The 25,817-nt window shown below is 68.1% G+C and carries 28 protein-coding genes and 1 tRNA gene; 14 read left to right on the top strand and 15 right to left on the bottom strand.

Annotation, left to right across the window (positions count from 1 at the left end):
* Positions 1 to 4 precede the first annotated feature (4 nt).
* Genes dmpG through RHA1_RS28300 form a run of 5 tightly spaced genes read right to left on the bottom strand, consistent with a single transcriptional unit; the run spans position 5 to position 5,382 of the window.
* Positions 5 to 1,063: a 4-hydroxy-2-oxovalerate aldolase gene (dmpG, locus tag RHA1_RS28320; protein WP_011597909.1), complete on the bottom strand. Its 1,059-nt coding sequence runs from the start codon at positions 1,061 to 1,063 to the stop codon at positions 5 to 7.
* Positions 1,064 to 1,098: 35 nt separating this feature from the next.
* Complete coding sequence (locus tag RHA1_RS28315) at positions 1,099 to 2,001, bottom strand: acetaldehyde dehydrogenase (acetylating) (RefSeq protein ID WP_011597908.1); 903 nt, start codon at positions 1,999 to 2,001, stop codon at positions 1,099 to 1,101.
* Between the two features lie 11 nt (positions 2,002 to 2,012).
* Positions 2,013 to 2,798, bottom strand: coding sequence for a 2-keto-4-pentenoate hydratase (locus tag RHA1_RS28310; protein ID WP_011597907.1), 786 nt, complete (start codon positions 2,796 to 2,798; stop codon positions 2,013 to 2,015).
* Positions 2,798 to 4,510, bottom strand: a complete 1,713-nt coding sequence (locus RHA1_RS28305; protein WP_011597906.1) for an FAD-binding protein — start codon at positions 4,508 to 4,510, stop codon at positions 2,798 to 2,800. Before RHA1_RS28305 ends, RHA1_RS28310 begins: the two co-directional genes overlap by 1 nt.
* Positions 4,507 to 5,382, bottom strand: a complete 876-nt coding sequence (locus RHA1_RS28300) for an alpha/beta fold hydrolase (RefSeq protein WP_009479043.1) — start codon at positions 5,380 to 5,382, stop codon at positions 4,507 to 4,509. Before RHA1_RS28300 ends, RHA1_RS28305 begins: the two co-directional genes overlap by 4 nt.
* Before the next feature lie 197 nt (positions 5,383 to 5,579).
* Here RHA1_RS28300 and RHA1_RS28295 point away from each other — a divergent pair, with 197 nt between their 5' ends.
* The gene (locus RHA1_RS28295; RefSeq protein ID WP_011597905.1) at positions 5,580 to 6,116 is read left to right on the top strand and encodes a flavin reductase family protein; all 537 of its coding nucleotides are present in this window, start codon (positions 5,580 to 5,582) and stop codon (positions 6,114 to 6,116) included.
* Between the two features lie 33 nt (positions 6,117 to 6,149).
* Here RHA1_RS28295 and RHA1_RS28290 read toward each other — a convergent pair whose 3' ends face one another.
* A complete protein-coding gene (locus tag RHA1_RS28290; RefSeq protein WP_011597904.1) occupies positions 6,150 to 7,043 on the bottom strand; it encodes an IclR family transcriptional regulator in 894 nt (297 codons plus the stop codon).
* Positions 7,044 to 7,244: 201 nt separating this feature from the next.
* On the opposite strand from RHA1_RS28290, the gene RHA1_RS28285 reads away from it, so the two are divergent.
* Entirely contained in the window at positions 7,245 to 8,141 is an 897-nt protein-coding gene (locus RHA1_RS28285; RefSeq protein WP_011597903.1) for a TIGR03619 family F420-dependent LLM class oxidoreductase, read from the top strand.
* Positions 8,138 to 8,620 carry a nuclear transport factor 2 family protein gene (locus RHA1_RS28280; RefSeq protein ID WP_011597902.1) on the top strand — a complete coding sequence of 161 codons (483 nt, stop codon included), beginning with the start codon at positions 8,138 to 8,140 and terminating at the stop codon, positions 8,618 to 8,620. Before RHA1_RS28285 ends, RHA1_RS28280 begins: the two co-directional genes overlap by 4 nt.
* A 69-nt stretch (positions 8,621 to 8,689) precedes the next feature.
* On the opposite strand, the gene RHA1_RS28275 is transcribed toward RHA1_RS28280, so the two are convergent.
* A complete protein-coding gene (locus RHA1_RS28275) occupies positions 8,690 to 10,153 on the bottom strand; it encodes an MFS transporter (RefSeq protein WP_041812143.1) in 1,464 nt (487 codons plus the stop codon).
* A gap of 244 nt (positions 10,154 to 10,397) precedes the next feature.
* Here RHA1_RS28275 and RHA1_RS28270 point away from each other — a divergent pair, with 244 nt between their 5' ends.
* The 5 genes from RHA1_RS28270 to RHA1_RS28250 all read left to right on the top strand — a co-directional run bounded on the left by RHA1_RS28270 (position 10,398) and on the right by RHA1_RS28250 (position 14,585).
* Positions 10,398 to 11,333 carry a 3-oxoacyl-ACP reductase gene (locus tag RHA1_RS28270; RefSeq protein WP_011597900.1) on the top strand — a complete coding sequence of 312 codons (936 nt, stop codon included), beginning with the start codon at positions 10,398 to 10,400 and terminating at the stop codon, positions 11,331 to 11,333.
* 25 nt (positions 11,334 to 11,358) lie between these two features.
* On the top strand, positions 11,359 to 12,102 hold the full coding sequence (locus tag RHA1_RS28265) for an SDR family NAD(P)-dependent oxidoreductase (protein ID WP_011597899.1): 744 nt from the start codon (positions 11,359 to 11,361) through the stop codon (positions 12,100 to 12,102).
* A 24-nt stretch (positions 12,103 to 12,126) separates the two neighbouring features.
* On the top strand, positions 12,127 to 12,960 hold the full coding sequence (locus tag RHA1_RS28260; protein ID WP_011597898.1) for a mycofactocin-coupled SDR family oxidoreductase: 834 nt from the start codon (positions 12,127 to 12,129) through the stop codon (positions 12,958 to 12,960).
* 90 nt (positions 12,961 to 13,050) lie between these two features.
* Positions 13,051 to 13,590, top strand: coding sequence for a MarR family winged helix-turn-helix transcriptional regulator (locus tag RHA1_RS28255; protein ID WP_011597897.1), 540 nt, complete (start codon positions 13,051 to 13,053; stop codon positions 13,588 to 13,590).
* 5 nt (positions 13,591 to 13,595) lie between these two features.
* Positions 13,596 to 14,585, top strand: a complete 990-nt coding sequence (locus RHA1_RS28250; protein WP_011597896.1) for an AraC-like ligand-binding domain-containing protein — start codon at positions 13,596 to 13,598, stop codon at positions 14,583 to 14,585.
* Here RHA1_RS28250 and RHA1_RS28245 read toward each other — a convergent pair.
* Together RHA1_RS28245 and RHA1_RS28240 are read right to left on the bottom strand one after the other, a co-directional pair.
* Positions 14,557 to 15,159 carry a metallophosphoesterase gene (locus RHA1_RS28245; protein ID WP_011597895.1) on the bottom strand — a complete coding sequence of 201 codons (603 nt, stop codon included), beginning with the start codon at positions 15,157 to 15,159 and terminating at the stop codon, positions 14,557 to 14,559. The two genes, RHA1_RS28250 and RHA1_RS28245, sit on opposite strands and share 29 nt — an antisense overlap.
* The gene (locus RHA1_RS28240) at positions 15,156 to 15,590 is read right to left on the bottom strand and encodes a hypothetical protein (protein ID WP_029539506.1); all 435 of its coding nucleotides are present in this window, start codon (positions 15,588 to 15,590) and stop codon (positions 15,156 to 15,158) included. Before RHA1_RS28240 ends, RHA1_RS28245 begins: the two co-directional genes overlap by 4 nt.
* A gap of 167 nt (positions 15,591 to 15,757) precedes the next feature.
* Here RHA1_RS28240 and RHA1_RS28235 point away from each other — a divergent pair, with 167 nt between their 5' ends.
* The 3 genes from RHA1_RS28235 (at position 15,758) to RHA1_RS28225 (ending at position 17,525) form a co-directional block, all read left to right on the top strand.
* Positions 15,758 to 16,201, top strand: a complete 444-nt coding sequence (locus RHA1_RS28235) for a hypothetical protein (protein ID WP_009479028.1) — start codon at positions 15,758 to 15,760, stop codon at positions 16,199 to 16,201.
* Between the two features lie 154 nt (positions 16,202 to 16,355).
* A complete protein-coding gene (locus RHA1_RS28230; protein ID WP_009479027.1) occupies positions 16,356 to 16,727 on the top strand; it encodes a hypothetical protein in 372 nt (123 codons plus the stop codon).
* Positions 16,728 to 16,748: 21 nt separating this feature from the next.
* Complete coding sequence (locus tag RHA1_RS28225) at positions 16,749 to 17,525, top strand: class I SAM-dependent methyltransferase (protein WP_011597893.1); 777 nt, start codon at positions 16,749 to 16,751, stop codon at positions 17,523 to 17,525.
* A gap of 23 nt (positions 17,526 to 17,548) precedes the next feature.
* On the opposite strand, the gene RHA1_RS28220 is transcribed toward RHA1_RS28225, so the two are convergent.
* From RHA1_RS28220 to RHA1_RS28195, 6 genes are all read right to left on the bottom strand, one after another.
* Positions 17,549 to 17,625 (bottom strand) — tRNA-Leu (locus tag RHA1_RS28220).
* A 50-nt stretch (positions 17,626 to 17,675) separates the two neighbouring features.
* Positions 17,676 to 18,620, bottom strand: coding sequence for a Ppx/GppA phosphatase family protein (locus RHA1_RS28215; RefSeq protein WP_009479020.1), 945 nt, complete (start codon positions 18,618 to 18,620; stop codon positions 17,676 to 17,678).
* A complete protein-coding gene (locus RHA1_RS28210) occupies positions 18,617 to 19,171 on the bottom strand; it encodes a DUF501 domain-containing protein (protein ID WP_009479019.1) in 555 nt (184 codons plus the stop codon). The genes RHA1_RS28215 and RHA1_RS28210 overlap by 4 nt, the downstream gene beginning before the upstream one ends.
* Positions 19,168 to 19,893 (bottom strand): FtsB family cell division protein, encoded by a 726-nt coding sequence (locus tag RHA1_RS28205; protein WP_011597892.1) that lies wholly within the window; start codon positions 19,891 to 19,893, stop codon positions 19,168 to 19,170. Before RHA1_RS28205 ends, RHA1_RS28210 begins: the two co-directional genes overlap by 4 nt.
* Before the next feature lie 33 nt (positions 19,894 to 19,926).
* Positions 19,927 to 21,213, bottom strand: coding sequence for a phosphopyruvate hydratase (gene eno, locus RHA1_RS28200; protein ID WP_005238851.1), 1,287 nt, complete (start codon positions 21,211 to 21,213; stop codon positions 19,927 to 19,929).
* 197 nt (positions 21,214 to 21,410) lie between these two features.
* Positions 21,411 to 22,181 (bottom strand): lytic transglycosylase domain-containing protein, encoded by a 771-nt coding sequence (locus RHA1_RS28195; protein WP_029539507.1) that lies wholly within the window; start codon positions 22,179 to 22,181, stop codon positions 21,411 to 21,413.
* A gap of 244 nt (positions 22,182 to 22,425) precedes the next feature.
* Here RHA1_RS28195 and efeU point away from each other — a divergent pair, with 244 nt between their 5' ends.
* Genes efeU through efeB form a run of 3 tightly spaced genes read left to right on the top strand, consistent with a single transcriptional unit; the run spans position 22,426 to position 25,791 of the window.
* Positions 22,426 to 23,352 carry an iron uptake transporter permease EfeU gene (gene efeU, locus RHA1_RS28190; protein ID WP_029539508.1) on the top strand — a complete coding sequence of 309 codons (927 nt, stop codon included), beginning with the start codon at positions 22,426 to 22,428 and terminating at the stop codon, positions 23,350 to 23,352.
* Between the two features lie 16 nt (positions 23,353 to 23,368).
* Positions 23,369 to 24,508, top strand: coding sequence for an iron uptake system protein EfeO (gene efeO / locus RHA1_RS28185; protein ID WP_011597889.1), 1,140 nt, complete (start codon positions 23,369 to 23,371; stop codon positions 24,506 to 24,508).
* Positions 24,509 to 24,510: 2 nt separating this feature from the next.
* Entirely contained in the window at positions 24,511 to 25,791 is a 1,281-nt protein-coding gene (gene efeB, locus RHA1_RS28180; protein WP_193384938.1) for an iron uptake transporter deferrochelatase/peroxidase subunit, read from the top strand.
* Positions 25,792 to 25,817 lie beyond the last annotated feature (26 nt).

Genomic DNA, 25,817 nt, shown 5'->3' with positions numbered 1-25,817 from the left:
ACGCCTAGGCGGACTTCTTCTCGGCGACTGCGGAACCCGCGGGGCCCCGGTCTGCGAGGCCGAGGGCGATCTCGATCAGCTGGTCCTCCTGGCCGCCGACCAGCTTGCGTCGGCCGGCTTCGATGAGGATCTCCGCACCGGACACCCCGTACCGGCGGGCGTGGGAATCGGCGTGCTTGAGGAAGCTGGAGTAGACACCCGCGTAGCCCATCATCAGCGACAGCCGGTCGAGCTGGCAGTCGCCGTCCATGATCGGACGGACGACGTCCTCGGCCGCGTCGATGATCTTCAGAGTGTCGATGCCGGTGCGGATTCCGAGCTTCTCGGTCACGGCGGCGAACGCCTCGACCGGGGTGTTGCCCGCGCCCGCACCGAACCGCCGGGTGGAGCCGTCGATCTGCAGGGCGCCGGCCTCGACGGCGAGCACCGAGTTGGCGACACCGAGCCCGAGGTTCTCGTGCCCGTGGAAGCCGACCTGCGCGTCGTCGCCGAGTTCGGCCACCAGGGCGGACACGCGGTCGCTGACGGCGTTCAGGATCAGCGCCCCGGCCGAGTCCACCACGTACACGCACTGGCAGCCGGCGTCGGCCATGATCCGGGCCTGCTTCGCGAGAACCTCCGGCGGCTGACTGTGCGACATCATCAGGAAGCCGACCGTCTCCAGCCCGAGTTCGCGGGCGAGACCGAAATGCTGCACGGAGATGTCGGCTTCGGTGCAGTGCGTGGCGATGCGGCAGATGCTCGCGCCGTTGTCCGCGGCCTCGCGGATGTCGGACTGGACCCCCAGTCCGGGGAGCATGAGGAACGCGATCCTGGCCCGCTCCGCCGTCTCCACCGCGGCCTTGATCAGTTCCTGCTCCGGGGTGTGGCTGAAGCCGTAGTTGAACGAGGAACCGCCGAGTCCGTCGCCGTGGGTGACCTCGATGACCGGGACCCCGGCGGCGTCGAGTGCCCCGACGATCGAGCGGACGTGTTCGACGGTGAACTGGTGTCGCTTGGCGTGGGACCCGTCGCGCAGGGACGAGTCCGTCACCCGGATGTCGAGATCGGCACTGTAAGGCATCGGTATTCCTTCGAAGAGTGAATGGGGCGGACGCGTCAGACGCTCGCGCCGAGGATCTGCGTCGCGAAACTCTCGCCGACCTTGGTGGCGGCGGCGGTCATGATGTCGAGGTTGCCGGAGTAGGGCGGCAGGAAGTCGCCCGCGCCCTCGACCTCGAGGAAGATGCCGACCCGGGCGAGGCCACCGCTGATCGGCGTCGGGTCGTCGAACTGCGGTTCGGCGCGCAGTCGGTAGCCGGGGACGTACGCCTGCACGGACGCCGCGACGTCGTGGATGGACGCGGTGATCGCGTCCCGGTCGGCGTCGGCGGGAATGGAGCAGAACACGGTGTCCTTCATGAACATCGGCGGTTCGGCCGGGTTCAGGATGATGATCGCCTTGCCCTTCTTCGCCCCGCCGATCGTCTCGATGCCCCGGCTCGTGGTGATCGTGAATTCGTCGATGTTCGCGCGGGTGCCCGGGCCTGCGGACGGCGACGCCACACTGGCGACGATCTCGGCGTACGCCACCTCGGTGATCCGGGAGACGGCGTACACCATCGGGATGGTCGCCTGGCCGCCGCACGTGATGAGGTTGACGTTCGGCGCGGTCCGGTGCTCGCCCATGTTCACGGCGGGCACGACGGCGGGTCCGAGCGCGGCGGGGGTGAGGTCGACGGCCTGGATGCCAAGTTCCCGGTAGCGGGGGGCGTTCGCCCGGTGCACGTAGGCGGACGTGGCCTCGAAGACGATGTCGGGGCGCTCGTCCTGGGCGAGCAGCCAGTCGACGCCTTCGGCGCTGGCGATCACACCCCGGTCCGCGGCGCGCTTCAGTCCCTCGCTGTCGGGGTCGACGCCGATCATCCAGCGGGGCTCGATGATCTCCGAGCGGAGGAGCTTGTACAGCAGGTCGGTGCCGATGTTGCCGGATCCGACGATCGCGGCGAGAGCCTTGGTCACAGTTGTCGCCTTCACTTGAATTCTACTGATACGGAACCGATGTCACTGAAATCGGCGCGGAACACGTCACCGGGCCGGGCGTCGATCGCGCGGGTGCACGAGCCGGGAAGGATCACGTGCCCGGCCTCGAGTCGCACTCCGAAGCTCGCGACCTTCCGGGCCAGCCAGGCCACGGCCTTCGTGGGATTGCCGAGCACCGCCGACGCCTCACCCCGCGCGATCTCCTCCTCGCCCTGGAACAGCACGGCGGAGATCCCGCCGATGTCGACGTTCGCCGGCTCCCCCCGTCCGGCGCCGAGGATCACGCCTGCCGAGGACGCGTTGTCGGCGATCGTGTCGGCGAGGCCGATCTTCCAGTCCGTGATTCGGGAGTCGATCAGTTCGATGCTGGGAACGATGTATTCGGTGGCCGCCAGCACGTCCTCTTCGGTGCACCCCTCCCCCGGCAGGGTCTCGCCGAGGACGTAACCGATCTCCACCTCGATGCGCGGATAGCAGAACCGGGCGGTGTCGATCGGCGTCCCCTCGGTGTACACCATGCTCGACAGCAGATGTCCGTAGTCGGGCTCGTCCACGCCCATCATCTTCTGCATGACCTCGGACGACAGCCCGACCTTGTGGCCGTACACCGTCTCGCCCGCCTCCCGCCGCGCCCGGATGTTGATCAGCGCGATCTCGTAGGCGTCGACCACGTCGATGCCCGGGAACACGGTGGTCAACGGGTCGATCGGCGCACGGTCCTGTTCGGCGTTCCGCAGCAGGTGGGCGGCGGACAGTCGCTGCGCATCGCTCAGCATCACGCCACCTCTCCCGCACGTGAGTGCGCTCGCGTGGTCCGGGACGCTTCGCGACTCACGTCGGCGACGTGCAGCGCGGCGATGTAGCCGAACACCATGGCGGGACCGATGGTCGCGCCCGCGCCGGCGTATTCGTTGCCCATCACCGACGCCGACGTGTTGCCGGTGGCGTACAGGCCGTCGATGACGGAGCCGTCCTCGCGGAGCACCCGTGCGTCGGCGTCGGTGACGAGGCCGCCCTTGGTGCCCAGGTCGCCTGCCTCGCATCGGATTGCGTAGAACGGTCCCTGGACGATCTCGTCGAGGCACGGATTCTTCATCGTCGGGTCGCCGTAGTACCGGTCGTACGCGCTGTCGCCGCGGCCGAAGTCCTCGTCCTTGCCGGTGCGGGCGAAGCCGTTGAACCGGTCGATGGTCGCAACCAGGGTGTCGGCCTTGACGCCGATCGCATCGGCGAGGTCGCGCAGCGTGTCCGCCTTGTGCACGACTCCGGAATCGTAGAACCCCTGCGGGAACGGCACACCCGGCAGAACCTGCGCGAACGGATACCGCGACTTCGCCTTGCCGTCCATCACGAACCACGCCGGGACGTGACCGCCGTCGAGCTGGTCGTGCACGAAGTTCACGTACGGCGACGACTCGTTGGTGAAGCGTTCGCCGCGACCGTCGACGATCACCGACGGCGGAATGCACCGTTCCGAGACGAGCGGGATCACGGCGCCCATCGGGTGGAACACCGACGGCATCCACCAGGCGTCGTCCATGAGGTCGACCGCCGCGCCGAGCTTCTGGCCGGCGACGATGCCGTCGCCGGTGTTCTCCCTGGCACCGGCACTGACGTCCGGGACGCCGTGCTTGGGCAGGTATTTCGCGCGCATGTCCTGGTTGTGGTCGAATCCGCCGGTCGCGAGCAGCACGCCGCGACGCGCCCCGATCCGGACCGTCCGTCCGTCGCGTTGGGCGAGAACACCGACGACTGCTCCTGTGCCGTCGACGATCAGTTCCGTCATCGACGTCTTCAGCCACAGCGGCACTCCGGCGTCCTTGAGGACCATCCGCATCCGCGCCACGAGTGCCCGGCCGCCGGTGGCCATGTGGCGTCGGCGGATCACGTTGGACGCCACCCGCCACGCCGCGACGAGGGATGCCTTGCGGCCCTTCCAGGTGCGCTTGACCATGGCGAGGTCGTGGTAGTCCTTGGACGTGACCCACAGTCCGAGCGGGCCCTTCATGCTGTTCGGACGCTGGTACTGCTCGTCCTCTTTCAGCGCCCGGGTGTCGAACGGCGTGCATTCGATGGTGCGCCCGAGCGGTCGGCCGCCGTCGTACTCCGGGTGGTAGTCGGAGTAGCCCTTCACCCAGTAGAGCTTCATGTGCGGGCTGCGGTCGAGCAGTTCCATCAGCTCGGGGCCCTTGTCGACGAACGCGTCGAGCCGGTCGGCGGGAACCGTGCCCTCGGTGATGATGTCGAGGTAGCGGCGGATCGACTCCCGTGAGTCGATCACGCCCTTCTCCCGCAGCGTCGGGGCGTTGGGAATCCAGATGCCGCCCCCGGAGATGGCGGTGGATCCGCCGAACGTGGCGCCCTTGTCGATGACGAGAGTGTCGATTCCCCGGTCGGCGGCGGTGATCGCCGCGGCCATGCCGCCGCCACCGCTGCCGACGACGAGGAAATCGACTGTGGTGTCGAAGGTTTCTTCGGTGCCGCTCATCGTCCGCTGCCGTCCTTGCGGAGCAGGAAGGCGAGGACGGCACTCTCGAACGCCGTCTTCTGTTCGATCATCGCCCAGTGCCCGCAGTTCGGGAACACGTGCAGTTCCGCCCGGGGAATCGACCGCATCGGGATGATCGCCATGTCCAGCGGGCTGACTCGGTCGTCGCGACCCCACGTGAGCAGTGTCGGTGCCTTCACCTTGTGCAGCTGAGCCCAGTACGGGGCCGCGTCGGATTCGAGTGCGGCCCGGGCTCCGGCCTCGAACGCCGCCTTGCTGTACATCTTGCGGGCGCTGGCGAGAGTCTCGGGATCGGTGGCCTGCGTCCAGCGTTCCTCGATCAGTTCCTCGGTGACCATCGCGGGGTCGAACACCATCGAGTGCAGCCACGCGATCAGTCGTTCCCGGGTGGGGTCGTCCGTGAACTCCATCAGGAGGTTGATGCCCTCACCGGGGCCGGGGCTGAAGAGGTTCCTGCCGATGCCGCCGATGGTGATCAGCTTGCCGACCCGGTCGGGGTGCGCGATGGCGAACTGGGTGGCGACGATGCCGCCCATCGAGTTTCCGAGCATCGCCACCTCGTCGAGCCCGAGCCCGTCGAGGAAGCGGAGCACCGCGTCGCCTGCTGTGAGCATCGGATGGCCGCCGAAGTCGTCGCTGACCCCGAATCCCGGGAACTCCAGGACGAAGGTGCGGAAGTGCTCGGCGAAGACGCCGAGGTTGCCGCGGAAGTTGCGCCACCCCGTCACGCCGGGGCCGGAGCCGTGCAGCAGCAGAAGAGGCGGGCCGTCGCCGGCCTCGTGGTAGCGAAGCACGCCGAGGTCGGTCTTCAGCTCCTTCAGGGTGCCCTCGTAACTCGAGTCAGTCGTCATGGTCGGTCACGTTGCCAGCGCGCTCCCGGCTCGGACAGAAGCGATCCCGGTCAGCGAGACATCGCCCTGCTCGCGCAGGCATCGGCCGGGGATTTCCACTGACCGAGACGGCATCTCGTGACCGTTCGGCACCGTCCCTAGCCTCGGGGACGATCGTCGAACGGGTCGGCGACGGAACAGCAATCGGAGGCGGTCTGATGGCAACCGAACCGGCCGGCGCCCAGTCCGGGACACGCTCGGACGCACCGTCACCGGACGAGATGCGCCGTGCCCTCGGCCAATTCGCCAGCGGAGTGACGGTGGTGACCGGCCTCGACACCGAGGGTCCGGTGGGTTTCACGTGTCAGTCGTTCGCGTCGGTGTCCCTGGAGCCGCCGTTGATCCTGTTCTGCGCCGATCACCGCGGGCGGGCATGGCCGCGCATCCGGCGGTCGCGGCGTTTCACGATCAACGTGCTGCGCGAGGACCAGACGGACCTCTGTTTCCGGTTCGGCTCGAGCCGGGGCACCAAGTTCGACGGGCTCGCCTGGGAGCCGTCGCGGTGGTCGACGCCGTCACTGCCGGGGGTCCTCGTGCGCGTGCACGCGGACGTGCAGTCGGTGCACACCGCCGGCGACCACGACGTCGTGATCGGACGGGTCCGGGAACTCGAATCGGTGTGCGAGGAGCGGCCGATGGTGTTCTTCCGGGGCGGGTTCGGCCTCGACGCCGCTCCGCGACCCGTGCGCGCGTAACGAGTCCAGAGACTCCTTACGCGCGCACGGGCGCTACAGCCATTGACCGGACTGCACCGCGAGGAGCTGGTCCAGCGTCTCGGTCGACCACGAGCTGTCCGGGATCTCCGGGGTCCGGCGGCCGCGACGGGGTGTTCCCAGTTCGGGGTGGAGCGTCCGGGTGACTTCCCGGGCGGCGTCGACGACGAGCGGGGCGACGCGTTCGAGTTGGACGGTCCGCGCGTCGCCGCACAGCGAGATGCCGGCCACCGGCCCGTCGGCGCTGCGGACCGCGACACCGACGCACCCGATTCCGCGCACCGCCTCCCCTCGCTCGAACGCGAGGCCGCGGCGCTGCCGGATCCGGTTGAGCTCCTGGTGCAGTGTGGACAGTTCGGTGATCGTGCGGTCCGTGCTCCGGTTGAGCCGCGGCCCGTACATGCCGTCGACCTCCTCCGGGTCGACCCACGCCAGCATCGCCTTGCCGCCCGCCGTCGTGTAGGCGGGCACGCGCCCACCCACCCGCGACGGCAGGCTTGCGGCCATCCGTCCGCCCACCTTGTCCAGGTACACGCTCTCCGCGCCGTCCAGCACGGCCAGGTGCACCACCATTCCGGTCTGCATGTGCAGGTCGTGCAGCAGCGGGGCCGCCGCGGCCCGGACCTGGCTGTGCCCGTTGTCGCCGCCGCCGAGACCCATCGCGCGCCGTCCGAGGCAGTAGCCGAAGCTGGCGTGGTCGACCCAGTCGAGGCGAACCAGCTGGTCGAGGATGCGGTGCACCGTGGACCGCGGTAGCCGGGTGCGGCACGCGACCTCCTCGAGGGTCAGGCGTGACGTGCGGCCGTCGAACGCGTCGAGGATCAGCGTCATCCGCTCGACCATCGACGGTGGCAGATCCTTCTTCGCAGCGGGTACCGACAGTGCATCATCCGAATCGACGACAGTCATCGACGCCTCCAAATATCCTGGTCACACGCATACGCCCGACAAAAATTGAAATGAATTCTTAAAATGTACCAGCCGTGCCCGCCGCGGGGAAGAAATCGGACAATCGCCGCGTCCGGTCAGCGGGAATGCCCGCGCGACCCGCGGGCACCTCCACTACAACGGTGACGACAGACCGACCCCCGACAGCGGAGTAACCACCTGATGCACATAGGAATCGCGCCACCCATCGTCATCGCGCACCCCGCGGTCCGCGCGGACTGGGAACTCGGCGCCGGCATCGCGGAGTTGACCGCGATCGCCGGCACGGCCGACCGCCTCGGCTACCACCACCTCACCTGCAGCGAGCACGTCGCCGTCCCCACCGACGTCGCGATCGAGCGCGGCGGTACGTACTGGGACCCGCTCGCGACCCTCGGGTTCCTCGCCGCCCACACCACCGGCATCCGCCTCGCCACCCAGGTCTTGGTGCTCGGCTATCACCACCCCCTCGAGATCGCGAAGCGCTACGGCACGCTCGACGTCGTCAGCGGCGGCCGCCTCGTCCTCGGGCTGGGCGTGGGCAGCCTGCGCGAGGAATTCGACCTGCTCGGCGCCCATTTCGACGACCGGGGCGCCCGCGCCGACGACGCCCTCGCGGCGCTCCGTGCGTCGCTGTCGCAACCTCGGCCCGAGTACCACGGCACGTTCTACGACTTCGACGGCGTCGTCGTCGAACCGCACGCCGTCCAGCCACGGGTCCCGCTGTGGATCGGGGGACGGACACTGCGGTCCCTGCGCCGCGCGGTGACGCTCGGCGACGGGTGGGTGCCGTTCGGTCTCTCGCTCGACGAATTGTGCACGCTGCTCACCAAGGTCTACCTCCCCGACGCTTTCGACGTGGTCCTCAGCGCGGGCGCGCCCCTCGACCCGATCGGCTCGCGCGACACCGTGACCCGTGCCCTCGAACGACGACGCGACGCCGGCACCACCGTCGTCAGCGCCACCCTCGCGTCCACGAGTGCAGCCCACTACTGCGAGCAACTGGAGGCCCTCCGGCAGCTGGGCGACGAACTCGGCCTCTCCTTCCGCACCCCAACCGAAGACAGGATCCGTCCATGACCGGCACCGAAGACCTCGTCCGCGCACTTGCCGAACGCGTCACCGCGCTCGAAGACAAGCTCGCCATCCTCGAGCTGATGACAGCCTACGGTCCCGCCATCGACAGCGGTTCGGCCGACGCGGTCGCGCGTCTGTGGACCGAGGACGGTGTGTACGACGTCGACACCGGGGTGATGCGCGGGCATGCGGCCATCACGGCAATGGTGCAGTCGCAGGCGCATCAGGGCTGGATCGGCGGCGGCTGCGCGCACATGCTCGAGCCCGGGCACGTGCGCGTCGACGGTGACACCGCGGTGGCCACGTGCAAGTCGCAGTTGATCATTCACGACGAAAACGGATTCCGCGTCCACCGGATCACCGCCAACCGGTGGGAGCTCGCCAAGATCGACGGCGAGTGGAAGGTGACCCGGCGCGTCAATCGGTTGCTCGACGGTCGCGAGGAGGCGCGCATCCTGCTGGCGGCGGGTGTGCGCGCCTGAACACTTGGACTGCCACACCGACACGAGGCCCGCAGATGCTGCGGGCCTCGTGGTCCGGCAAGGAAACTGTCAGGCGACCATCTCCGACTTCGGCGACGCCACGTCGACCGGACGCTCGATCTTGTTGCGGATGAGGAGAAGTCCCATCACCGCGGCCAGCATTCCGGCGACGGCGAGGGTGAAGAAGGCGTAGACGAAGCCCTTCTCCGAGTACTGCGCGGCGCGGCCCACCAGGACAACACCGGGGATCGCGACGATGGCGATCATCACCTGACTGCCGATCGCACTGCCCAGCGAGCCGGACAGGTTCAGCATCCCGCCTGCGATCCCCTGTGTCTGCGCGGGCACGGTGCGCATGATGAGGTTCGGCAGCGTCGCCGACGCGGAACCGAGCCCGAGGCCGATCACCAACTGCCCGAACATCATCTGGACCGTCGAGTGGTGCAGGGTGGCGAGCAGGAACGATCCGAGTGCGAGGGACGCGCCGCCGAACACCAGAACCGGTGCCGGGCCGATGCGGCGGGTGAAGTATCCGCCGACCGGGCCCGCGATCATCGACACGACGCCCGTGGGGACGGTGTAGATGGCGACGGCGAGTGCGGTGACTCCGAATCCGTAACCGAGACCGAGGTCGGGATCGGTCATCACGAACATCGGGATGAGCATCGAATGGCTGACCAGGACGAACTGGACGAAACCGCTGGCGGCCAATGTTTTCGCGACGGGTCCGTGCTTCAGCATCTGCAGGTCGATGAGCGGTTCCTTCGGCGTGCGTTCGTAGAGCAGCCAGCCGGCGAGGATGGCGAGCCCGCCGCCAACGCACAGCAATGTCTGCGGGGCCGTGTAACCCCACGCGGTGGCCTTGCCGATACCGAACAGCAGCACGAAGGCGCCGAGGCCGAGGATGGCCGCGCCGAGCACATCCAGCTTCGATCGCGTCCGCAGCGTGGTCTCGGGAACGAAGATCGCGACCGCGATTCCGACGACCGCCACGTGGAGGAGTTGCGCCCAGAACACGCCGGTGTAGCCGAAGTGGTCGATGAGGTAACCGCCGATGATCGGGCCGAGGATGGTGCTGGCCCCCATTCCGGTGGCGACGAATCCCACGGCCACGGGAATGATCGACGGGGGCAGGATGTCTCGGATCAAGCCGTAGGCGAGCACGAGGATCGCCATGCCCGCACCCTGCAAGCCGCGGCCCACGAGGAAGAGTTCGAAGTTGGGGGCCAGCGCGCCGAGTAGTGAACCGACTCCGAAAACCGCGGCGGACACGAGCATCATCCGCTTCTTGCCGTAGATGTCGCCGAGTTTGCCGACGAGCGGAGTCGAGGCGGCGAGCATCAGGGTGACGATCGTGATCACCCAGCCGACGTTCGCGGTGCCGAAGTGTTTCGCGATCTCCGGCAGCGCCGGGGTGACGAAGTTGTAGGCGAGCGGGATGACTTCGACCAGAAGGATGATCAAGGCCAGCAGGGCGAACGCCTTCCCGCGTGAGAGCGGTGCGCGCTCCGCCTCACCTGGGGACAGGGGCATGTTATGCATATGTGGCTCCGGGGGATTCGAGAGGATCAGCACGCCCAACCTGGCATGCCGTCCAGTGACGTCGACCACAGTTCCCACTCACCGAGACCTGCCCGCAGCCGGTGTCGTCGATGCCTAATCGGCAGGAAAACTAGAAAACATTCCTCCATCAGATCGCGCCCTACTGGTGACTGAGCAGTAGTTCGTGCGATACAACTAGAATGAAATCTACTTCTTCTCGCAATCAGGAGTTCCCATGACGGAATCACTCAGTCTCGCCGGACGCACCGCCGTCGTCACCGGCGCAGGCGCAGGCCTCGGCCGGGCCGAAGCCCTCGCACTCGCCGCCGCAGGCGCGGCAGTCGTCGTCAACGACATGGGCGAGGGCGCACACGAGGTGGCCGCGGAGATCGCGGCGGCCGGCGGCCGCGCCACCGCCGTGACCGGCGACGTCTCCGACTGGGCGCTGGGCGAACGCCTCGTGCACGAGGCCGTCCGCACGTTCGGATCGATGGACATCCTCGTCAACAACGCCGGAATCCTGCGCGACAAGATGATTTTCAACCTCTCCGAAACCGACTGGGACGACGTCATCCGCGTCCATCTCAAAGGGCACGCCGCCACCTCGCGCGCCGCCGCCGTGCACTGGCGCGAGGCGAGCAAGGCCGCCGGAGGCCCCGTGTACGGGCGGGTCGTCAACACGTCGTCCGAGGCGTTCCTGTTCGGATCGGCGGGCCAGCCCAACTACTCGGCCGCGAAGGCCGGGATCACCGCGCTCACACTGTCGACGGCACAGGGCCTGTCGCGTTACGGGGTGCGCGCCAACGCGATCTGCCCGCGCGCCAGGACGGCCATGACCGCCGACGCGTTCGGCGAGAACACGGCCGACGCGGGACTCGACCCCCTGTCCCCCGAACGGGTCGCCACCCTCGTCCACTACCTGGCCTCCCCCGCCTCCGAGGAGATCAACGGGCAGGTGTTCGTCGTGTACGGCAAGATGGTCGCGCTGATGGCGGCGCCGAAGGTCGAGAACCGCTTCGACGCAGCGGGTTCCGCGTTCTCACCCGAGGAGCTCGAGGATCGTCTCACACCCTATTTCGCCGGCCGCGGACCGTACGAGAACTATGCCGCGTTCAGCGTCGCCGAACTGGAGAACGTCGCGCTGGCGACCGGCGACACCGCCGATGTCTGAGCCACACCCGCAGAAGGAGCACACGATGAGGTTGCACGGAAAGACGGCGATCGTGACGGGCGGCGCCGGAGGCATCGGCCGGGCCGTGACGACGGTGTTCGTCCGTGAGGGCGCCAACGTCCTGTTCGTCGACATCGACGACGAACGCGGCAAGGACCTCGAGCTGGAACTGGGATCGTCCGCTCGCTTCCTGAACACCGACATCTCCCGGCGCGAGTCCGCGGAGCAGATCCGGGACGCCGCCGTCGCCGCGTTCGGATCCGTGGACGTCCTGGTCAACAACGCCCACGCCTCGCGGCAGGCACTGCTGATCGACCACACCCAGGAGATGTTCGACCTCTCATTTCGGACCGGGTTCTATCCGGTCGTGCACCTCATGCAGGCCTGCTACGAGCAGTTGAAGGCGTCGAACGGGTCGGTGATCAACTTCGCGTCCGGGTCCGGGCTCGACGGCATGCCCACCCAGACGTCGTACGCCGCGGCGAAGGAAGCGATCCGCGGCGTCAGCCGGGTGGCGGCCAACGAGTGGGCTGCCGACCAGATCCGGGTGAACGTGATCTGCCCGTTCGCCGCGACCGAGGGCGTCCTCGCCTGGCAGGAACGATTCCCCGACCGTGCCGCCGCGTCCGTGGCGAAGGTTCCGCTCCAGCGGATCGGCGATCCCGAGACCGATATCGCGCCCGTAGCGGTGTTCCTCGCGTCCGAAGATTCGCGGTACATGACCGGACAGACACTGATGGCGGACGGCGGCAGCATCAAGCTGCGCTGATCCGCCCCGGACAGGAGAACGACGATGGAAGACTTCGAAGGCCGGGTCGCCCTGATCACCGGCGGCGCCCGAGGCCAGGGCCGCAGCCACGCGGTCGCACTGGCCGAGCGCGGAGCAGACATAGTTCTGTGCGACCGCTGCGAGGACAGCCCGGCGGTGAACTATCCCCTGGCCACCGCCGCCGACCTCGGCGAGACCGCGGAGCTGGTGCGCGCCACCGGTCGCCGGTGCATCACCGCCGAGGCGGACACCGCCGACCGGGCGGCGATGGACGCACTGATCGCGGAGGCGGAGTCCGAGTTCGGGCGGATCGACGTCGCGGTCGCGAATGCCGGCGTCTCGGTGGCCGCCCCGGTGCAGTCGCTCACGCAGGAGCAGTGGTCGGAGGCGATCGGTTCCAACCTCACCGGCGTCTTCAACACCGTGGGAGCGGTGGCGCCCGGCATGATCCGGCGGGGATACGGCCGGATCATCACCATCTCGTCGATGCTCGGCCGGGCCGGCAACACCAACATGGCCGCGTACGCGGCGTCGAAGTGGGGCGTCATCGGGCTCACCAAGAGCGCGGCGCTCGACCTCGCCCCGCAAGGCATCACGGTGAATGCGATTGCGCCGGGCAATATCTCGACACCGATGATTCACAATGACGCCCTCTACCGGATGATGCGACCCGACCTCGAGGCGCCCGCAGCGGAGGACGTGGAACCGGTGTTCCGCAGCCTGCACGCCCAGCCCGTGGCGTGGCTGGACGCCGCCGAGATCACCCGGGTCGTGCTGTTCCTCGCCGCCGAGGGCAGCGCACACATCAGCGGTATCGTCCTGCCCGTCGACGCAGGCAATGCCGCGCGCGGCCTGTGAGTACTTATTAACCGCCCGACGTTAACAAGTACTCACGGGCGCCATTTGTCAAGGCTTTGATTACACCCATTCGGCCGCTAACCTGTGGTCATGCCCGAGGAGACGACCGACCAGAGCAACCTGGACTTCCTGTCCTTCGTGGACTTCGCGGTGGGCAAGACCGTCGACGAACTGCCCGAGGTCGATCCGGTGTCGATGCGGCTGGTTCTCGCACTGCACCGCGTGACCAGTGCCCTCGTCTACGACCTCGAGTCGACGGTCCACCGGCCCAGCGGGTGGAGCTGGCCCGGATTCCGCGTGCTGTTCGTGTTGTGGCTCGCCGGACCGTGCGAAGCCAAGCGGGTGGCCTCGCTGTCCGGGATGAGCAGGTCTGCCGTGTCGGCGCTGGTGAACACGCTCGAGCGCGACGGTCTCGTGACGCGGCGACCGTCCGCCGGCGACCGCCGGGCGGTCGACCTCGAGCTGACCGACGCCGGACACGACGCCATCGTCAGCACGTACTCGGCGCACAACAAACGCGAGCAGACGTGGACCGAGACGCTGACACCGTCGGAACGGCTCGTCCTGATCGGGTTGCTGGAGAAGCTGGCGTCGGGCACCGCCGCCCGCGAAGCCGTCAAACGCAATTGAGACAGATGGTGGCCGCGAGCAGTGTCATTCGTCCGGCGGCACAGCGCCTCGTCTCGTTCGACGAGTTCCGCGAGGCGGTGAGCGACGCGTTCGTCCCCCTCGAGATGACGTCGGCAGACCACGACGACTTCCGTGGCGTCGTCCGCGGCGTGACGGTCGGCGCGGTTCGGATCAGCGAGGTCACGGCCGCCCCGCACGTCATTCGGCGAACGCCCCGGACCATCCGCGCCGCGAACCCCGACTACTTCAAACTCGGACTGCAGGTGCGCGGGAATTGCGTCCTGAGCCAGGACGGCCGCGAAACCGCTCTCACGCCCGGCGACTTCGCGATCTACGACACGACCCGGCCGTATCAGCTGTCGTTCGACGACCGGTTCCGGATGCTGGTCGTGATGTTCCCCCGGCACCTCCTCCGTGTTCCGCCCGACGGCGTCGCCCAGCTCACCGCACGCCGAGTGCCAGGCGGGCAGGGCCTCGGCGCCGTCGTCACCCCGCTGTTGCGCGGGCTCGGCGAACAGATCGCCGACGCCTCACCCACCGTCGCGGTGCACCTCGGCGATGCCGTCCTCGATCTGGTCGCGGCCGCGTTCGCCGAGCAACTTCACCTCGCCGGCGGGGTGCTCCCGCAGTCGCGCGGGGACGCATTGCTCGCCAGGGTCACCGCCTTCATCGACGAGCGGCTCGCCGACCGGGACCTGGATCTGCACTCGATCGCCGCCGCGCATCACATCTCGGTGCGGCACCTGCAGAAAATGTTCGAAGCCGACGGCGACACGGTCAGCGGATGGATTCGACGCCGCCGCCTCGAGCAGTGCCGACGCGATCTCGCCGACCCCAGTTACCGCGACCTACCCGTCTCGGCCATCGGTGCCCGCTGGGGTTTCGCCGACGCCGCCCACTTCTCCCGGCTGTTCAAGAACGCGCACGGATCGACGCCCGGCCGATACCGTGCCGACGCCACACCGGTCACCGAATCGACGCGCCCGACTCGATGATCTCCGCGATCTCGTCGACGTGCACGGGCTTGCGCCAACTGTCCCAGCCCACGTGGATCTGCCGCGGATGCACGGACGGATCGAGCACGCCGTCCTGGTGAGTATGCCCGTGCAGCAACCACTCTCCCTCGTCCTGCAGCCGGTACTTCACGCCCCGGTCCTCCGCGGTGTGGTCGCCGACGTACGGGAAATGCGAGAGCAGGACGGTCTCGCTCGCGATCTTCCGCCGCGCGAACAACTGCACCGACGCGAACGTCTCCAGGAACACCCGTTGCCGGATGTGACTGTTGCGGTTCGCCATCGGGTGACACGAGTCGTGATTGCCGGGGATCAGATGCAGTTCGACGTTCCGCTTCCGTGCGAACTCGCCCAGTGCGCGCAGCGCCCAGTCCTCGGCGGTCTTACCTCCGACGGTGATGTCGCCGAGTATCCAGAGTTGATCGCCGCTCCCGACGGCGGCGCCCAACGCGTCGAGGATGGATTCGTCGTGCGCATCGATCTCCGAGTCGAAGCCCCGGATCTCCACCAGCCGTGCGTGACGAAGGTGCAGATCGGACGTGAACCACACGCTCATGCCAGGAACCGCGACCGCAGTTCCGCGAAGAACGCCGCCGACAGCCGCTCGAAGTCGTCGGCGCTCACACGGATCCGGTCGCCGATCTCGAGCTTCAGAACGGACTGGCCGGAGACATACTTCAGGACGCTGATGCCGCGCAGGACACCGTCGTTGTTCATCAACGAGTCGGCGACGATCTCGACTTCGTTGAGCGGGTTCCCGTCCTTGCCCGTCACCGCCCGGATCCGGTGGACGAAGTAGCGGTCCAGCACCAGGACCATGTTGTCGAAGAACAGTGACTCGAAGTCCTCGAGTGCGGCGAAGACCTTCTTGCCCGTGACCTCGCCCGCAATCGCCCCCGTCAGCGACGTGTACGCGGCGACCTGCTCCGCGACGGACGCCTCGGCGTGATCGATCTCTTCCTTCGTGTAGTTCTTCCGTCCGAGCACTTCGCCGTCTCCTTCGATGCACCGGGTGTCGGATCGACACGCCGAACTCCCAGACCAGCAGTGTTCCACCTTCCACATCCCAGCAGATGAGGGTTCGAGGTGCGATACTCCCGGGTGGCTCCTGCCTCATATCACCCGGCAACCGAGAAGTCCGGAAGGATGCACCAATGAAGGTCACGATTGCACGAACCGTAGGTATCGCCGCCGCTGTCGCCGGCGCGAGTCTGCTCGCCGCCCCCACCGCGTCCGCGGCACCCGAAGACCTCACGGTCGGTATCGGCGTCGACGGGAATGTCGTGGTGATGGACGTCCGGTACGCCGCCCCCGGGGCAGTGGTGTGCGTGATGAACGTCCGGTCCGTCGACGGAACCGTTTCGGCCGCCACCGTGGGCCCGGCCACCGTGATGGGCGGAGACGACGGCGAGCTCAGGGCCACCCTCGACCCCGGCGAGTACGCGGTGCAATGGTCCTGCTCGAGCGTGCCGTCGTTCGAACAGTGGGGAAGCATCCCGCCGCTGACCAACGGCACCGTCGAACCCACCGTCGTCACCGTCACCGAGACGTCGGGACCGGGCGGCGGAGGCTCGTCCGGCAGTCCGTTCGGCAGCTGACGGACCGTACGTACGTGACCGGCAAAGCGTGTTCGAGCACTCTTTCTCACTCACGTACGCGGGAATGGCGAACTTCTTGGACCGGTGCGTAACGAAACGGCTCCGAGTGGGGATTGACAGTACGGAATCCCGCAACGGACAGGAACCCTCCGCCATGGCTACCGTCACGCACATCGATATCGCTCGCGCCCGCCGCTCCCGTCGGGTTCTCTTCATCGGCAACCCCACGCGGTACAAAGAGGTGTCGCACTGGGCGATGGTCAAGCAGTGGATGGTGGTCCACGGACTCGAGCCCGTCCGGAAGATGGACGGCCCCGCGCTCTGCGCGATCGTCACCGAGGACGTCCTCGACGGGGTCGGCTCACCCCAGGACGCACTGACCGTTCAGCACGCCCGTGAGCAGGGCATACCGGTCATCAGCGTCCACGACAGCACCCAGATCTGGCAGGCCACTGCCCGCGTCCGCGCGTCCATCGCGCGGGCCGGGGGCGGCGCACACTCGAGCCCGCACCACCAGGGCGCCTGAGGTAGGCCGGGCCCGGCCGTCATGGTCGATTGGGACGGCGAAGGCTACGCCGACGTCGGCGCCCTCCAGCGCGCCGTCGCGGAGGAGTCGATCGCGGAACTCGCCCTCGCGGGCAATGAACGGGTGCTCGACGTGGGATGCGGCGACGGATTCGTCACGCTCCGAATCGCGGAGCGCCTTCCCGGCGGTTCGGTGGTCGGAGTGGACGCATCGCCGCGGATGATCGCGAAGGCCCAATCCAGAGTCTTGCCGGACGGCACCCGCGCCGAGTTCCGTATCGCCGACGCACGCGCCCTCCCGTTCGACGGCGAGTTCGACGTCGCGGTGTCGTTCAACGCGCTGCACTGGGTCCCCGACCTGCAGGTGGCATTGGCCGGAATCGCCCGCAGCGTCGTGAACAGCGGACGTGTGATCATCCAGATGGTGTGCGCCAGCCCGCGGACCAGTGTCGAGGACGTGATGATGGCCATCTCGGCGCGCCCACGGTGGGCGGAGTTCTTCGCCGACTTCACGGCGCCGTTCATCCACATCCAACCGCAGAAGTTCCGCGACGTCGCGAGGGCGGCAGGACTCGACACCACCGACCTCGTCGTGCGCGATGTCGAATGGGATTTCGGTTCCCGGGAGGAATTCGCGCGGTGGTGCACCGTCGGATCCACCGACTGGACCACGCACCTCGACGACGCAGCCGTGCCGGAGTTCATGGACGACGTCGTGCGCGAGTACGAGCAGATCTCCGGACGCCCCGGACTGTTCCTGTTCACCCAGATGCGGGCGGAACTCGTCCGAACGTCCTGATCCGCCCAAGCACGCCCGGACAGTGGTGCCCCCAGTCGGACTCGAACCGACACTGTGCGGATTTTAAGTCCGCTGCCTCTGCCAATTGGGCTATAGGGGCTACCGGTCGCCGAGGGTGTCGCTCGGCGACCGCGCGCAGATCACCCTAACTCAGGCGATCGACAATGCGATTCCGTCGAGGATGTCGTGTTCGCTGACGACGAGTTGGTCGATGCCGGCCTTCTTCTCGAATGCGTCGGCCAGTGTGAGGGTCACGATCGCGCCGCCGCCGATGACGTCGACCCGCCCCGGGTGCATCGGGCCGAGCGCGGCCCGTTCGGTGTGGGTCATGGCGATCAGCGAGTCGCAGACCTCCCGCAGCCGGGGCATCGGTATGCGGGAGAGATGCACCTGCTCGGCGTCGTATTCGGGCAGTTCTTTGGCGAGTGCGGCGATGGTGGTCATCGTTCCGGCGACGCCCACCCAGGTGTGGGCCTGTTCGACGGGGACACGCGCGAACGCCTCGCCCAGGCGCTCCTGTGCGAACGCGCGGGCCTCCTCGACCTGTGCGGGGGTCGGCGGATCGTCGTGGAGGCAGCGCTCCGTGATGCGCACGCACCCGATGTCGGTGGAGAAGGCGGCGTGGACGCCGGATTCGTCGCCCAGGACCACTTCGGTGGAACCGCCGCCGAGGTCCACGACCACGAACGGTCCCTGCGACGGATCGAGTTCCCCGACTGCTCCGTTGAACGACAACCGTGCTTCCTCGTCGCCGGTGATGACCTCGGCTCCGGCGCCGGGGATGACGGCGCCCAGCACCTCGCGGGTCATCGAGAAGAAGTCTTCCCGGTTGGACGCGTCGCGGGTGGCGGACGTGGCCACCATGCGGATGGCTGTGGCGCCGGCGTCCGCGATCATTCCGGCATACTCGCTCAACGCGATTCGGGTGCGTTCGATGGCCTCGGGCGCCAGGCGCCCGGTGGCGTCCACGCCCTGTCCCAGCCGGACGACGCGCATCTCGCGACACACGTCGTGCAGTGCGCCCTGCTCGTCGACGTCGGCGACGAGCAGACGGATGGAGTTCGTGCCGCAGTCGACGGCGGCGACGCGCGTCACTGCTCCGGACTTTCGACGTCGTCGATGCCGGGCCAGTCCGCGGGAATCGCGGTGCCCCTCAGCTTTCCGCCTGCCGCGGACGCGGCCAGTGCCACCGATTCGTCGCCCAGCGGGTTGACGCCCGGCCCCTTCGCCAACGAGTGGGCCATCAGCACGTGCAGGCATTTGACGCGCTCGGGCATTCCGCCGCCGGTGAAGTCCGTTCCGAGGGGCTCGATGGCGTCGCGCTCGGCGAGATACGACTCGTGGGCGCGCAGGTACGCAGCCGCGAGCTCCGGATCCTGTCCGAGACGCTCGGTCATTTCACGCATGACCCCGGCGGACTCCTGCCGGCTGGCTTCCGCGGTCAGTCGCGGATCGGTCAGGTAGTACAGCGTCGGAAACGGTGTTCCGTCCGGAAGTTTGGGCGCGGTCTTCACGACGCCGGGCGTGCCGTCGGGACTGCGGTACGCGATCTCGAGCACTCCACGCGGTTCGCGGCCCAGCTGGGCGGCGACGGCGTCGAGGTCTTCCTGCGGCACGGGGCTGGACGGGTCGGACGAAGTGGTCACCCGGTGGGTTCTCCTGGTTCTGGCGGTACGGGCGGCGGCACCACGGGGGGCGCCGGAGCCGGTGCCGGCTGCACCTCGGGCGCTGCCGGCGGTTCTGAAATGGTCTTCCACAGGTCGGAGTACCAGGGGCCTGCCATCTCGGCGTCCTTCTCCTCCGGCTTCTCCGGTTCCTTGTAGTCGCCGGGCAACTGCACCTGGAACGGGGTGTCGCCGGGCTTCACCCACCGGAGCCGGCCGCGTGCCTGCGCCTCGATGTAGGCGGGGTCGGAGTATCGCTCCTCGAGTATCCGCAGTTCCTGCAGATCCTTCTCGAGCTGAACCTGTTCCGCCGCAATACGATCCGCTTCCCCACGCTGGGTGAGGTAGTTGCGCAGCGGAACCGCGAGGGTGAGCGCGAGAAGCAGCACGACCATGACGAGGACGAGCGCCTTGCCCGTCGACAGTCCGAGGATCGTGTGCTCGGAGCGAATTGCGCGGGCGGCCCCGGTCGCGCCCACCCGTCTCGGGCGGGCGCGACCGGGGAGCACCTTGCCGGTGTCGGCGCCGTCGACGGCGTCCGGTTTGCCGTCGGCCTGCCCCGGCGTCGTCGACTTGGTGGTGCGGGGGCGCCGCGCTCCGCCGGGAGTGCCGTCCGCCCGGTTTCCGCGGGCCCGTTCACCACGCCCGGAGCCCCGGCCGCCCGGACTTGCTCCGGACGACCGCGGCCTGCCGCGCTGTGCCACCTACCCCAACACCCCTTACTCGACTGTCGAACGTCAGCCTTCGAACGCGAACCGCGGGAAGGCGACCTCGCCGGCGTAGCGGGCGGCGTCGCCCAGGTTCTCCTCGATGCGCAGCAGCTGGTTGTACTTGGCGACGCGCTCGCTGCGGGCGGGGGCACCGGTCTTGATCTGACCGCTGCCCACGGCGACGGCGAGGTCGGCGATGGTGGTGTCCTCGGTCTCACCGGACCGGTGGCTCATCATCGTCTTGTAGCCGTTGCGGTGCGCGAGATCGACGGCGTCGAGGGTCTCGGTCAGCGTGCCGATCTGGTTGACCTTTACCAGCAGCGCGTTCGCGGCGCCCTTGACGATGCCCTCTTCCAGACGCTCCGGGTTGGTGACGAACAGGTCGTCACCGACGAGCTGGACCTTGTTACCGATCTGATCGGTCAGGGCGACCCAGCCGTCCCAGTCGTCCTCGTCCAGCGGGTCCTCGATGGACACGATCGGGTAGGCGTCGACCAGCTCGGCGTAGAACGCCGACATCTCGGCCGCGGTCCGGTTGCTGCCCTCGAACTTGTAACCGGTGCCGTCGGTGTAGAACTCGGTGGCGGCGACGTCGAGTGCCAGTGCCACGTCGGTGCCCAGGACCAGGCCCGTCTTGCCGATGGCGACGCTGATCAGGTCCAGTGCTTCCTTGGTGCCCGCGACGTCGGGGGCGAAGCCGCCCTCGTCACCGAGACCGGTGGCCAGGCCCTTCTCCTTCAGCACCGACTTGAGGGCGTGGTACACCTCGGCGCCCCAGCGCAGCGACTCCTTGAACGTGGCGGCACCGATCGGGGCGACCATGAACTCCTGGACGTCGACACCGGTGTCGGCGTGCGCGCCACCGTTGAGGATGTTCATCATCGGGACAGGAAGGACGTGGGCGTTGGGGCCACCGACGTAACGGAAGAGATCCAGACCCGACGACTCGGCGGCCGCGCGGGCCACCGCCAGGGACGCACCCAGGAGCGCGTTGGCGCCCAGACGCGACTTGTCCGGGGTGCCGTCCGCGTCCAGCAGGGCCTGGTCCACGGTCCGCTGCTCGGTGGCGTCGATCCCGATGATGGCCGGAGCGATCTCGCTCAGGACGGCCTCGACGGCCTTCTCGACACCCTTGCCGCCATACCGGTCGCCGCCGTCACGCAATTCGACGGCCTCGTGCTCACCAGTCGATGCGCCCGACGGAACCGCGGCGCGAGCGAAACTTCCGTCGTCGAGCAGCACCTCGACCTCCACCGTGGGGTTACCACGGGAATCGAGGATCTCACGGGCTCCGACCTGCTCAATGATGGACACTTGCTGATTCTCCTTATATGGGCTTCGCACTGTGCACCGACCGATCCGATCGTGCCAGGGACACCAGATCGTGCCAGCACACAGCGTAACGGCACACCGAAACCGGCGGGGGATGGCGCGCCCCGCGGCCGGGCGATCCGCCCGCGCGACACCTTTCGATGTGGCGTCGATCACGTCACGAACCGGCGGCGGAAGGATTACGGGCGCACCCCGACCGAGTAGGCGGACGCCCGGTCGCGTACCAGCGTGAGGTACTCCCCCGAGAGGTTGTAGGCCATCAGCGCCGACTGCCAGCCCTCCGCAGCGGTGAGGTCGCCGCCCCGCTCGCAGAGGTAGCGGGCGGCGGTCAGCGCCGCGTCGTCGATGTTGTCGGCGTCGGCCACGCCGTCACCGTTGGCGTCGACCCCCCACCGCTTCCAGGTCTCGGGAATGAACTGCAGGGGTCCCATCGCGCGGTCGTGCACCGGATCGCCGTCCATCGCCCCGCCGTCGGTGTCGGGGATTTCGGCGACACCAGGGCCCCCGTCGAGGGGGATGCCCCGGATCTCGGGGGTCACCTGACCAGTGGGCCCGACCGTCGAACCGGCGTGGGTGCCGTGCCGGCTCTCCACGCTCGCGATTCCGGCGAGGGTGGTCCACCCGATCCCGCATTCCGGCTTCGTCTCGGCCATCACTGTCGCCGCATAGCCGTACGCCTCGAGCGCGATACTCCCGACGCCGATCGAGTCGGCCAGTTCGGCGGACCATCCGTGCAGTTGATCCGCCGAACGTCCCGGCGCGTTGATGTCGATCGGTGGGGTCGCCGCCCCCGGCCCGGGTGGGATGCCTTCCGGTATCGCGATCCTCGGTTGCTGGTCCCGCGAGCACGCGCCGTAGGCGAGAACCACGACAACCGTCGCCGCGAGAAGAGCGAACAGCGGTCCGGGCCATCGGGAACGACGTTTCGGACGCACGGGATATCGGTTCACGTCTCCATCATCCACACGAAACTCGTCGATCCCGGCCACCCGAGACCGCTCCCACACCGAGCCGGGTCACGGCGTGACAACACACCAAAGGTAAAGGGTTGTAAAAGTGCTGGTGAGGGGTTCTTCGGACAAGGAGGCGCGGTGTATGTTTTCCACAGGCCTAAGGTTCGCCTTGCCTATCGCAAGGTTGCCTACCCAACCTTGCGGACCACTCGGCTCGACCTCGCCTCGCCCAGGAGTCTGCATGTCCGTCCTCGCCGCAGGGACCGCGCCGTCGATCGCCACACAACTGTTCGGCAGTGGATTGATCGGCCTGCGCGAGGGCCTCGAGGCGGGCATCGTCGTCATGATCCTGGCCGCGTTCCTCGTGAAAGCGGAACGCAAGGACGCACTCAAGTGGGTCTGGCTCGGCGTCGGCATCGCCGTGGCGATGGTGGCGGCGATCTTCCTCGTCATCCACTACGGAACGTCCACCGTCACCGGGCTCACCGCGGAGATCATCGCCGGCGTCGCGTCTCTCGTCGCGGTCGCGATCGTCACCGTCATGGTGCTGTGGATGCGCAAGGCTGCGCGGACCATCTCCCACGACCTCAAGGCGGGCATGGAGAAAGCTCTGGTCGCCGGTCCCGTCGCGGTGCTCACCCTCGCCTTCTTCGCCGTCGGCCGCGAAGGCGTGGAGACCGCGCTCCTCATGGTCGGGTACGCGGAGAACACGGCGGGCAGCGCCTGGCCCCTCGTCGGCCTGCTGCTCGGCATCGTCGCCGCCGCGGTCCTCACGGTCCTGCTGTACTTCGGCGCCGTCCGGCTCGACTTCGCGAAATTCTTCAAGTACACCGGCATCTTCCTGATCATCGTCGCCGCCGGAATCCTCGGGTACGGCATCCATGCCCTGCAGATCGGCGGAGTCCTGCCCGGCGGTTCGGCACTCGCCTTCGACATCTCCGGCGGCTACGACGCGTCCAGCTGGTACGGCACCGTCATGGCGGGGATCTTCAACTTCCGGCCCGACCCGACCGTCCTCCAGGCCGTCGCCTGGGTCGTGTACGTCGTCGTGGTCCTGTTCCTGTTCCTCCGGCCCGTCTCCGCACCCACACCGGCCCCCGCTGCACCTGCAGCTGATGCGGCACCCGAGCGCACTGCCACTCCCACCCCCGACGAGACCGTTTCGTGAAAGGCAACTTCCGCCCATGAAGACCCCGCGCCGCACCACCTTCGCCCTCGCCTCGGTCGCTCTGCTGCCGCTGGCGCTCGCAGGCTGCACCGAGAAGTCGACCGCGAGCACGGACGACATCACCGTCACCGCGAGCGACGACACGTGTGACGTCAGTGCCGACTCCGGGACCACCGGGAACAACACGTTCCAGGTCACGAACAACGGCAGCAAGGTCACCGAGTTCTACGTGTACGCGGAGGGCGACCGGGCGATGGGTGAGGTCGAGAACATCGGTCCCGGGCTCACCCGCCAGCTCATCGTGTCGCTGCCCGACGCAGGCACCTACCAGCTCGCGTGCAAGCCCGGCATGGTCGGCAACGGCATCCGTCAGGACTTCACCGTCACCGGCGACTCGATGAGCGCATCCGACGAGAGCGGGCAACTCGCCGAGGCCGCCGACGGCTACCGCCGCTACATCCGCAGCCAGGTCGTCGCGCTGCAGGACACGACGCAGCAGTTCGTCGACGCCGTCAAGGTGGGCAACGTCGAGCAGGCCAAGGCCCTCTTCCCCGCCTCCCGCACCTACTACGAGCGCATCGAGCCCGAGGCGGAGAGCTTCGGCGAACTCGACCCCAAGCTCGACCTGCGGGAGGCCGACCTCGAACCCGGGCAGGAATGGACGGGCTTCCACCGGCTCGAGAAGGATCTGTGGGTCACCGGTCCCCAGCCCGACACCAACGCGATCGCCGACCAACTCGTCGTCGACGTCCAGTACCTCGCCGACCAGGTGAACGCCGAGGACTACACGATCGACCCCACCAAGATCGCCGGCGACGCGCAGGGGCTGCTCGACGAGATCTCGACGTCGAAGATCACCGGTGAGGAAGACATCTTCTCGCACACCGACCTGTGGGACTTCCAGGCCAACGTCGACGGCTCGCAGGCCGCGGTCGCCGCACTGCAGCCGATCATCGACGAACGCAATCCCGAACTGTCCGCGAACATCACCCAGCGTTTCGCGGACCTCGATGCCGAACTCGCTCAGTACCGCCAGGGCGACGGGTTCGTCTTCTACGACACTGTCAACGAACAACAGCGCCAGGAACTGTCGCGCAAGATCGACGCCCTCTCGGCCGAGGTCAGCCAGGTTCAGGGCGTGGTAGCAGGCGCATGATCATGACTGATCCAACCGGTACGACCGACACGACCACCTCGGTGGACGAGCGCAAGGGCATGTCCCGACGACGTCTGTTCGGCGCCGTCGGGGCGGGAGCCGCCCTCGCCGGCGCCGGTGCACTGGTCGGGCGCGCCACCGCCGCCGAACCGCCACTCTCGCACGCCGACGTCGTCGCCTTCCGGGGTGAACACCAGGCAGGCATCGTGACGCCGGCGCAGGACCGGATGCACTTCGTGGCGTTCGACGTCACCACGAAGTCCCGTGAGGAACTCGAAGCACTCCTGAAGAAGTGGACCGAGATGGCCGCGCGGATGACCGCCGGCGAGGAGGCCACCCCGGACGGTGCCATCGGCGACGGCGCCTACGTCCCGCCCAGCGACACCGGTGAGGCGCTCGGCCTTCCGGCGTCCCAGCTGACGCTCACCATCGGGTTCGGGCCCTCACTGTTCGACGACCGGTTCGGGTTCGCGTCCAAGAAGCCCGCCGCGCTCGTCGACCTTCCGCACTTCCGGGCGGACAACCTGGACCCGGCGCGCAGCGGTGGCGACATCGCGATCCAGGCGTGCGCCAACGACCCGCAGGTGGCCGTGCACGCCATCCGCAACCTGGCGCGCGTCGCGTTCGGGACGGCCTCGGTCCGGTGGTCGCAACTGGGGTTCGGCCGCACCTCGTCGACGTCGACCACCCAGGACACACCGCGAAACCTGTTCGGGTTCAAGGACGGAACGAACAACATCAAGGCCGAGGAACCCAGCATCCTCGATCAGCACGTGTGGGTGGCGTCCGGCGACGACCAGGCGTGGATGGGCGGCGGCGCATACCTCGTGGCGCGGCGGATCCGCATGCTCATCGAGCAGTGGGACCGCACCGTGCTCGGCGAGCAGGAACGAGTGATCGGACGGTCCAAGGGCACCGGCGCCCCGCTGAGCGGCAAGGCGGAATTCGACGAACTCGACCTCGATTCCAAGAAGGGTCACGACCCGGTGATCGACGTCGACGCGCACGTGCGGCTGGCGTCCGCTCAGGAACTCGGCGGCATCCAGATCCTCCGTCGCGGATACAACTTCACCGACGGCTCCGACGGTTTCGGCCACCTCGACGCCGGACTCTTCTTCATCGCCTACTGCCGCAACCCGCAGGAACAGTTCGTGCCGATGCAACTCAACCTGTCCCGGAACGATGCGATGAACGAGTACATCCAGCACGTCGGGTCCGCCCTCTTCGCCTGCCCGCCCGGCCTCGCCGAGGGGCAGTACTGGGGTCAGGGACTGTTCACGTAGCGCCTCCCGATCCCGCGCACGTGACA

The organism is Rhodococcus jostii RHA1 (assembly GCF_000014565.1).
Lineage (GTDB): Bacteria > Actinomycetota > Actinomycetes > Mycobacteriales > Mycobacteriaceae > Rhodococcus_F > Rhodococcus_F jostii_A.
Note: the sequence above shows the minus strand (reverse complement) of the source record. Positions and strands in the feature narration are given on the sequence as shown.

Excerpts from the sequence above, each read along its gene's own strand:
- dmpG (WP_011597909.1), bottom strand. The coding sequence starts at position 1,063 with ATGCCTTACAGTGCCGATCTCGACATCCGGGTGACGGACTCGTCCCTG.
- RHA1_RS28310 (WP_011597907.1), bottom strand. The coding sequence starts at position 2,798 with ATGCTGAGCGATGCGCAGCGACTGTCCGCCGCCCACCTGCTGCGGAAC.
- RHA1_RS28305 (WP_011597906.1), bottom strand. The coding sequence starts at position 4,510 with ATGAGCGGCACCGAAGAAACCTTCGACACCACAGTCGATTTCCTCGTC.
- RHA1_RS28300 (WP_009479043.1), bottom strand. The coding sequence starts at position 5,382 with ATGACGACTGACTCGAGTTACGAGGGCACCCTGAAGGAGCTGAAGACC.
- RHA1_RS28295 (WP_011597905.1), top strand. The coding sequence starts at position 5,580 with ATGGCAACCGAACCGGCCGGCGCCCAGTCCGGGACACGCTCGGACGCA.
- RHA1_RS28290 (WP_011597904.1), bottom strand. The coding sequence starts at position 7,043 with ATGACTGTCGTCGATTCGGATGATGCACTGTCGGTACCCGCTGCGAAG.
- RHA1_RS28285 (WP_011597903.1), top strand. The coding sequence starts at position 7,245 with ATGCACATAGGAATCGCGCCACCCATCGTCATCGCGCACCCCGCGGTC.
- RHA1_RS28280 (WP_011597902.1), top strand. The coding sequence starts at position 8,138 with ATGACCGGCACCGAAGACCTCGTCCGCGCACTTGCCGAACGCGTCACC.
- RHA1_RS28275 (WP_041812143.1), bottom strand. The coding sequence starts at position 10,153 with ATGCCCCTGTCCCCAGGTGAGGCGGAGCGCGCACCGCTCTCACGCGGG.
- RHA1_RS28270 (WP_011597900.1), top strand. The coding sequence starts at position 10,398 with ATGACGGAATCACTCAGTCTCGCCGGACGCACCGCCGTCGTCACCGGC.
- RHA1_RS28265 (WP_011597899.1), top strand. The coding sequence starts at position 11,359 with ATGAGGTTGCACGGAAAGACGGCGATCGTGACGGGCGGCGCCGGAGGC.
- RHA1_RS28260 (WP_011597898.1), top strand. The coding sequence starts at position 12,127 with ATGGAAGACTTCGAAGGCCGGGTCGCCCTGATCACCGGCGGCGCCCGA.
- RHA1_RS28255 (WP_011597897.1), top strand. The coding sequence starts at position 13,051 with ATGCCCGAGGAGACGACCGACCAGAGCAACCTGGACTTCCTGTCCTTC.
- RHA1_RS28250 (WP_011597896.1), top strand. The coding sequence starts at position 13,596 with ATGGTGGCCGCGAGCAGTGTCATTCGTCCGGCGGCACAGCGCCTCGTC.
- RHA1_RS28245 (WP_011597895.1), bottom strand. The coding sequence starts at position 15,159 with ATGAGCGTGTGGTTCACGTCCGATCTGCACCTTCGTCACGCACGGCTG.
- RHA1_RS28235 (WP_009479028.1), top strand. The coding sequence starts at position 15,758 with ATGAAGGTCACGATTGCACGAACCGTAGGTATCGCCGCCGCTGTCGCC.
- RHA1_RS28230 (WP_009479027.1), top strand. The coding sequence starts at position 16,356 with ATGGCTACCGTCACGCACATCGATATCGCTCGCGCCCGCCGCTCCCGT.
- RHA1_RS28225 (WP_011597893.1), top strand. The coding sequence starts at position 16,749 with ATGGTCGATTGGGACGGCGAAGGCTACGCCGACGTCGGCGCCCTCCAG.
- efeU (WP_029539508.1), top strand. The coding sequence starts at position 22,426 with ATGTCCGTCCTCGCCGCAGGGACCGCGCCGTCGATCGCCACACAACTG.
- efeO (WP_011597889.1), top strand. The coding sequence starts at position 23,369 with ATGAAGACCCCGCGCCGCACCACCTTCGCCCTCGCCTCGGTCGCTCTG.
- efeB (WP_193384938.1), top strand. The coding sequence starts at position 24,511 with ATGACTGATCCAACCGGTACGACCGACACGACCACCTCGGTGGACGAG.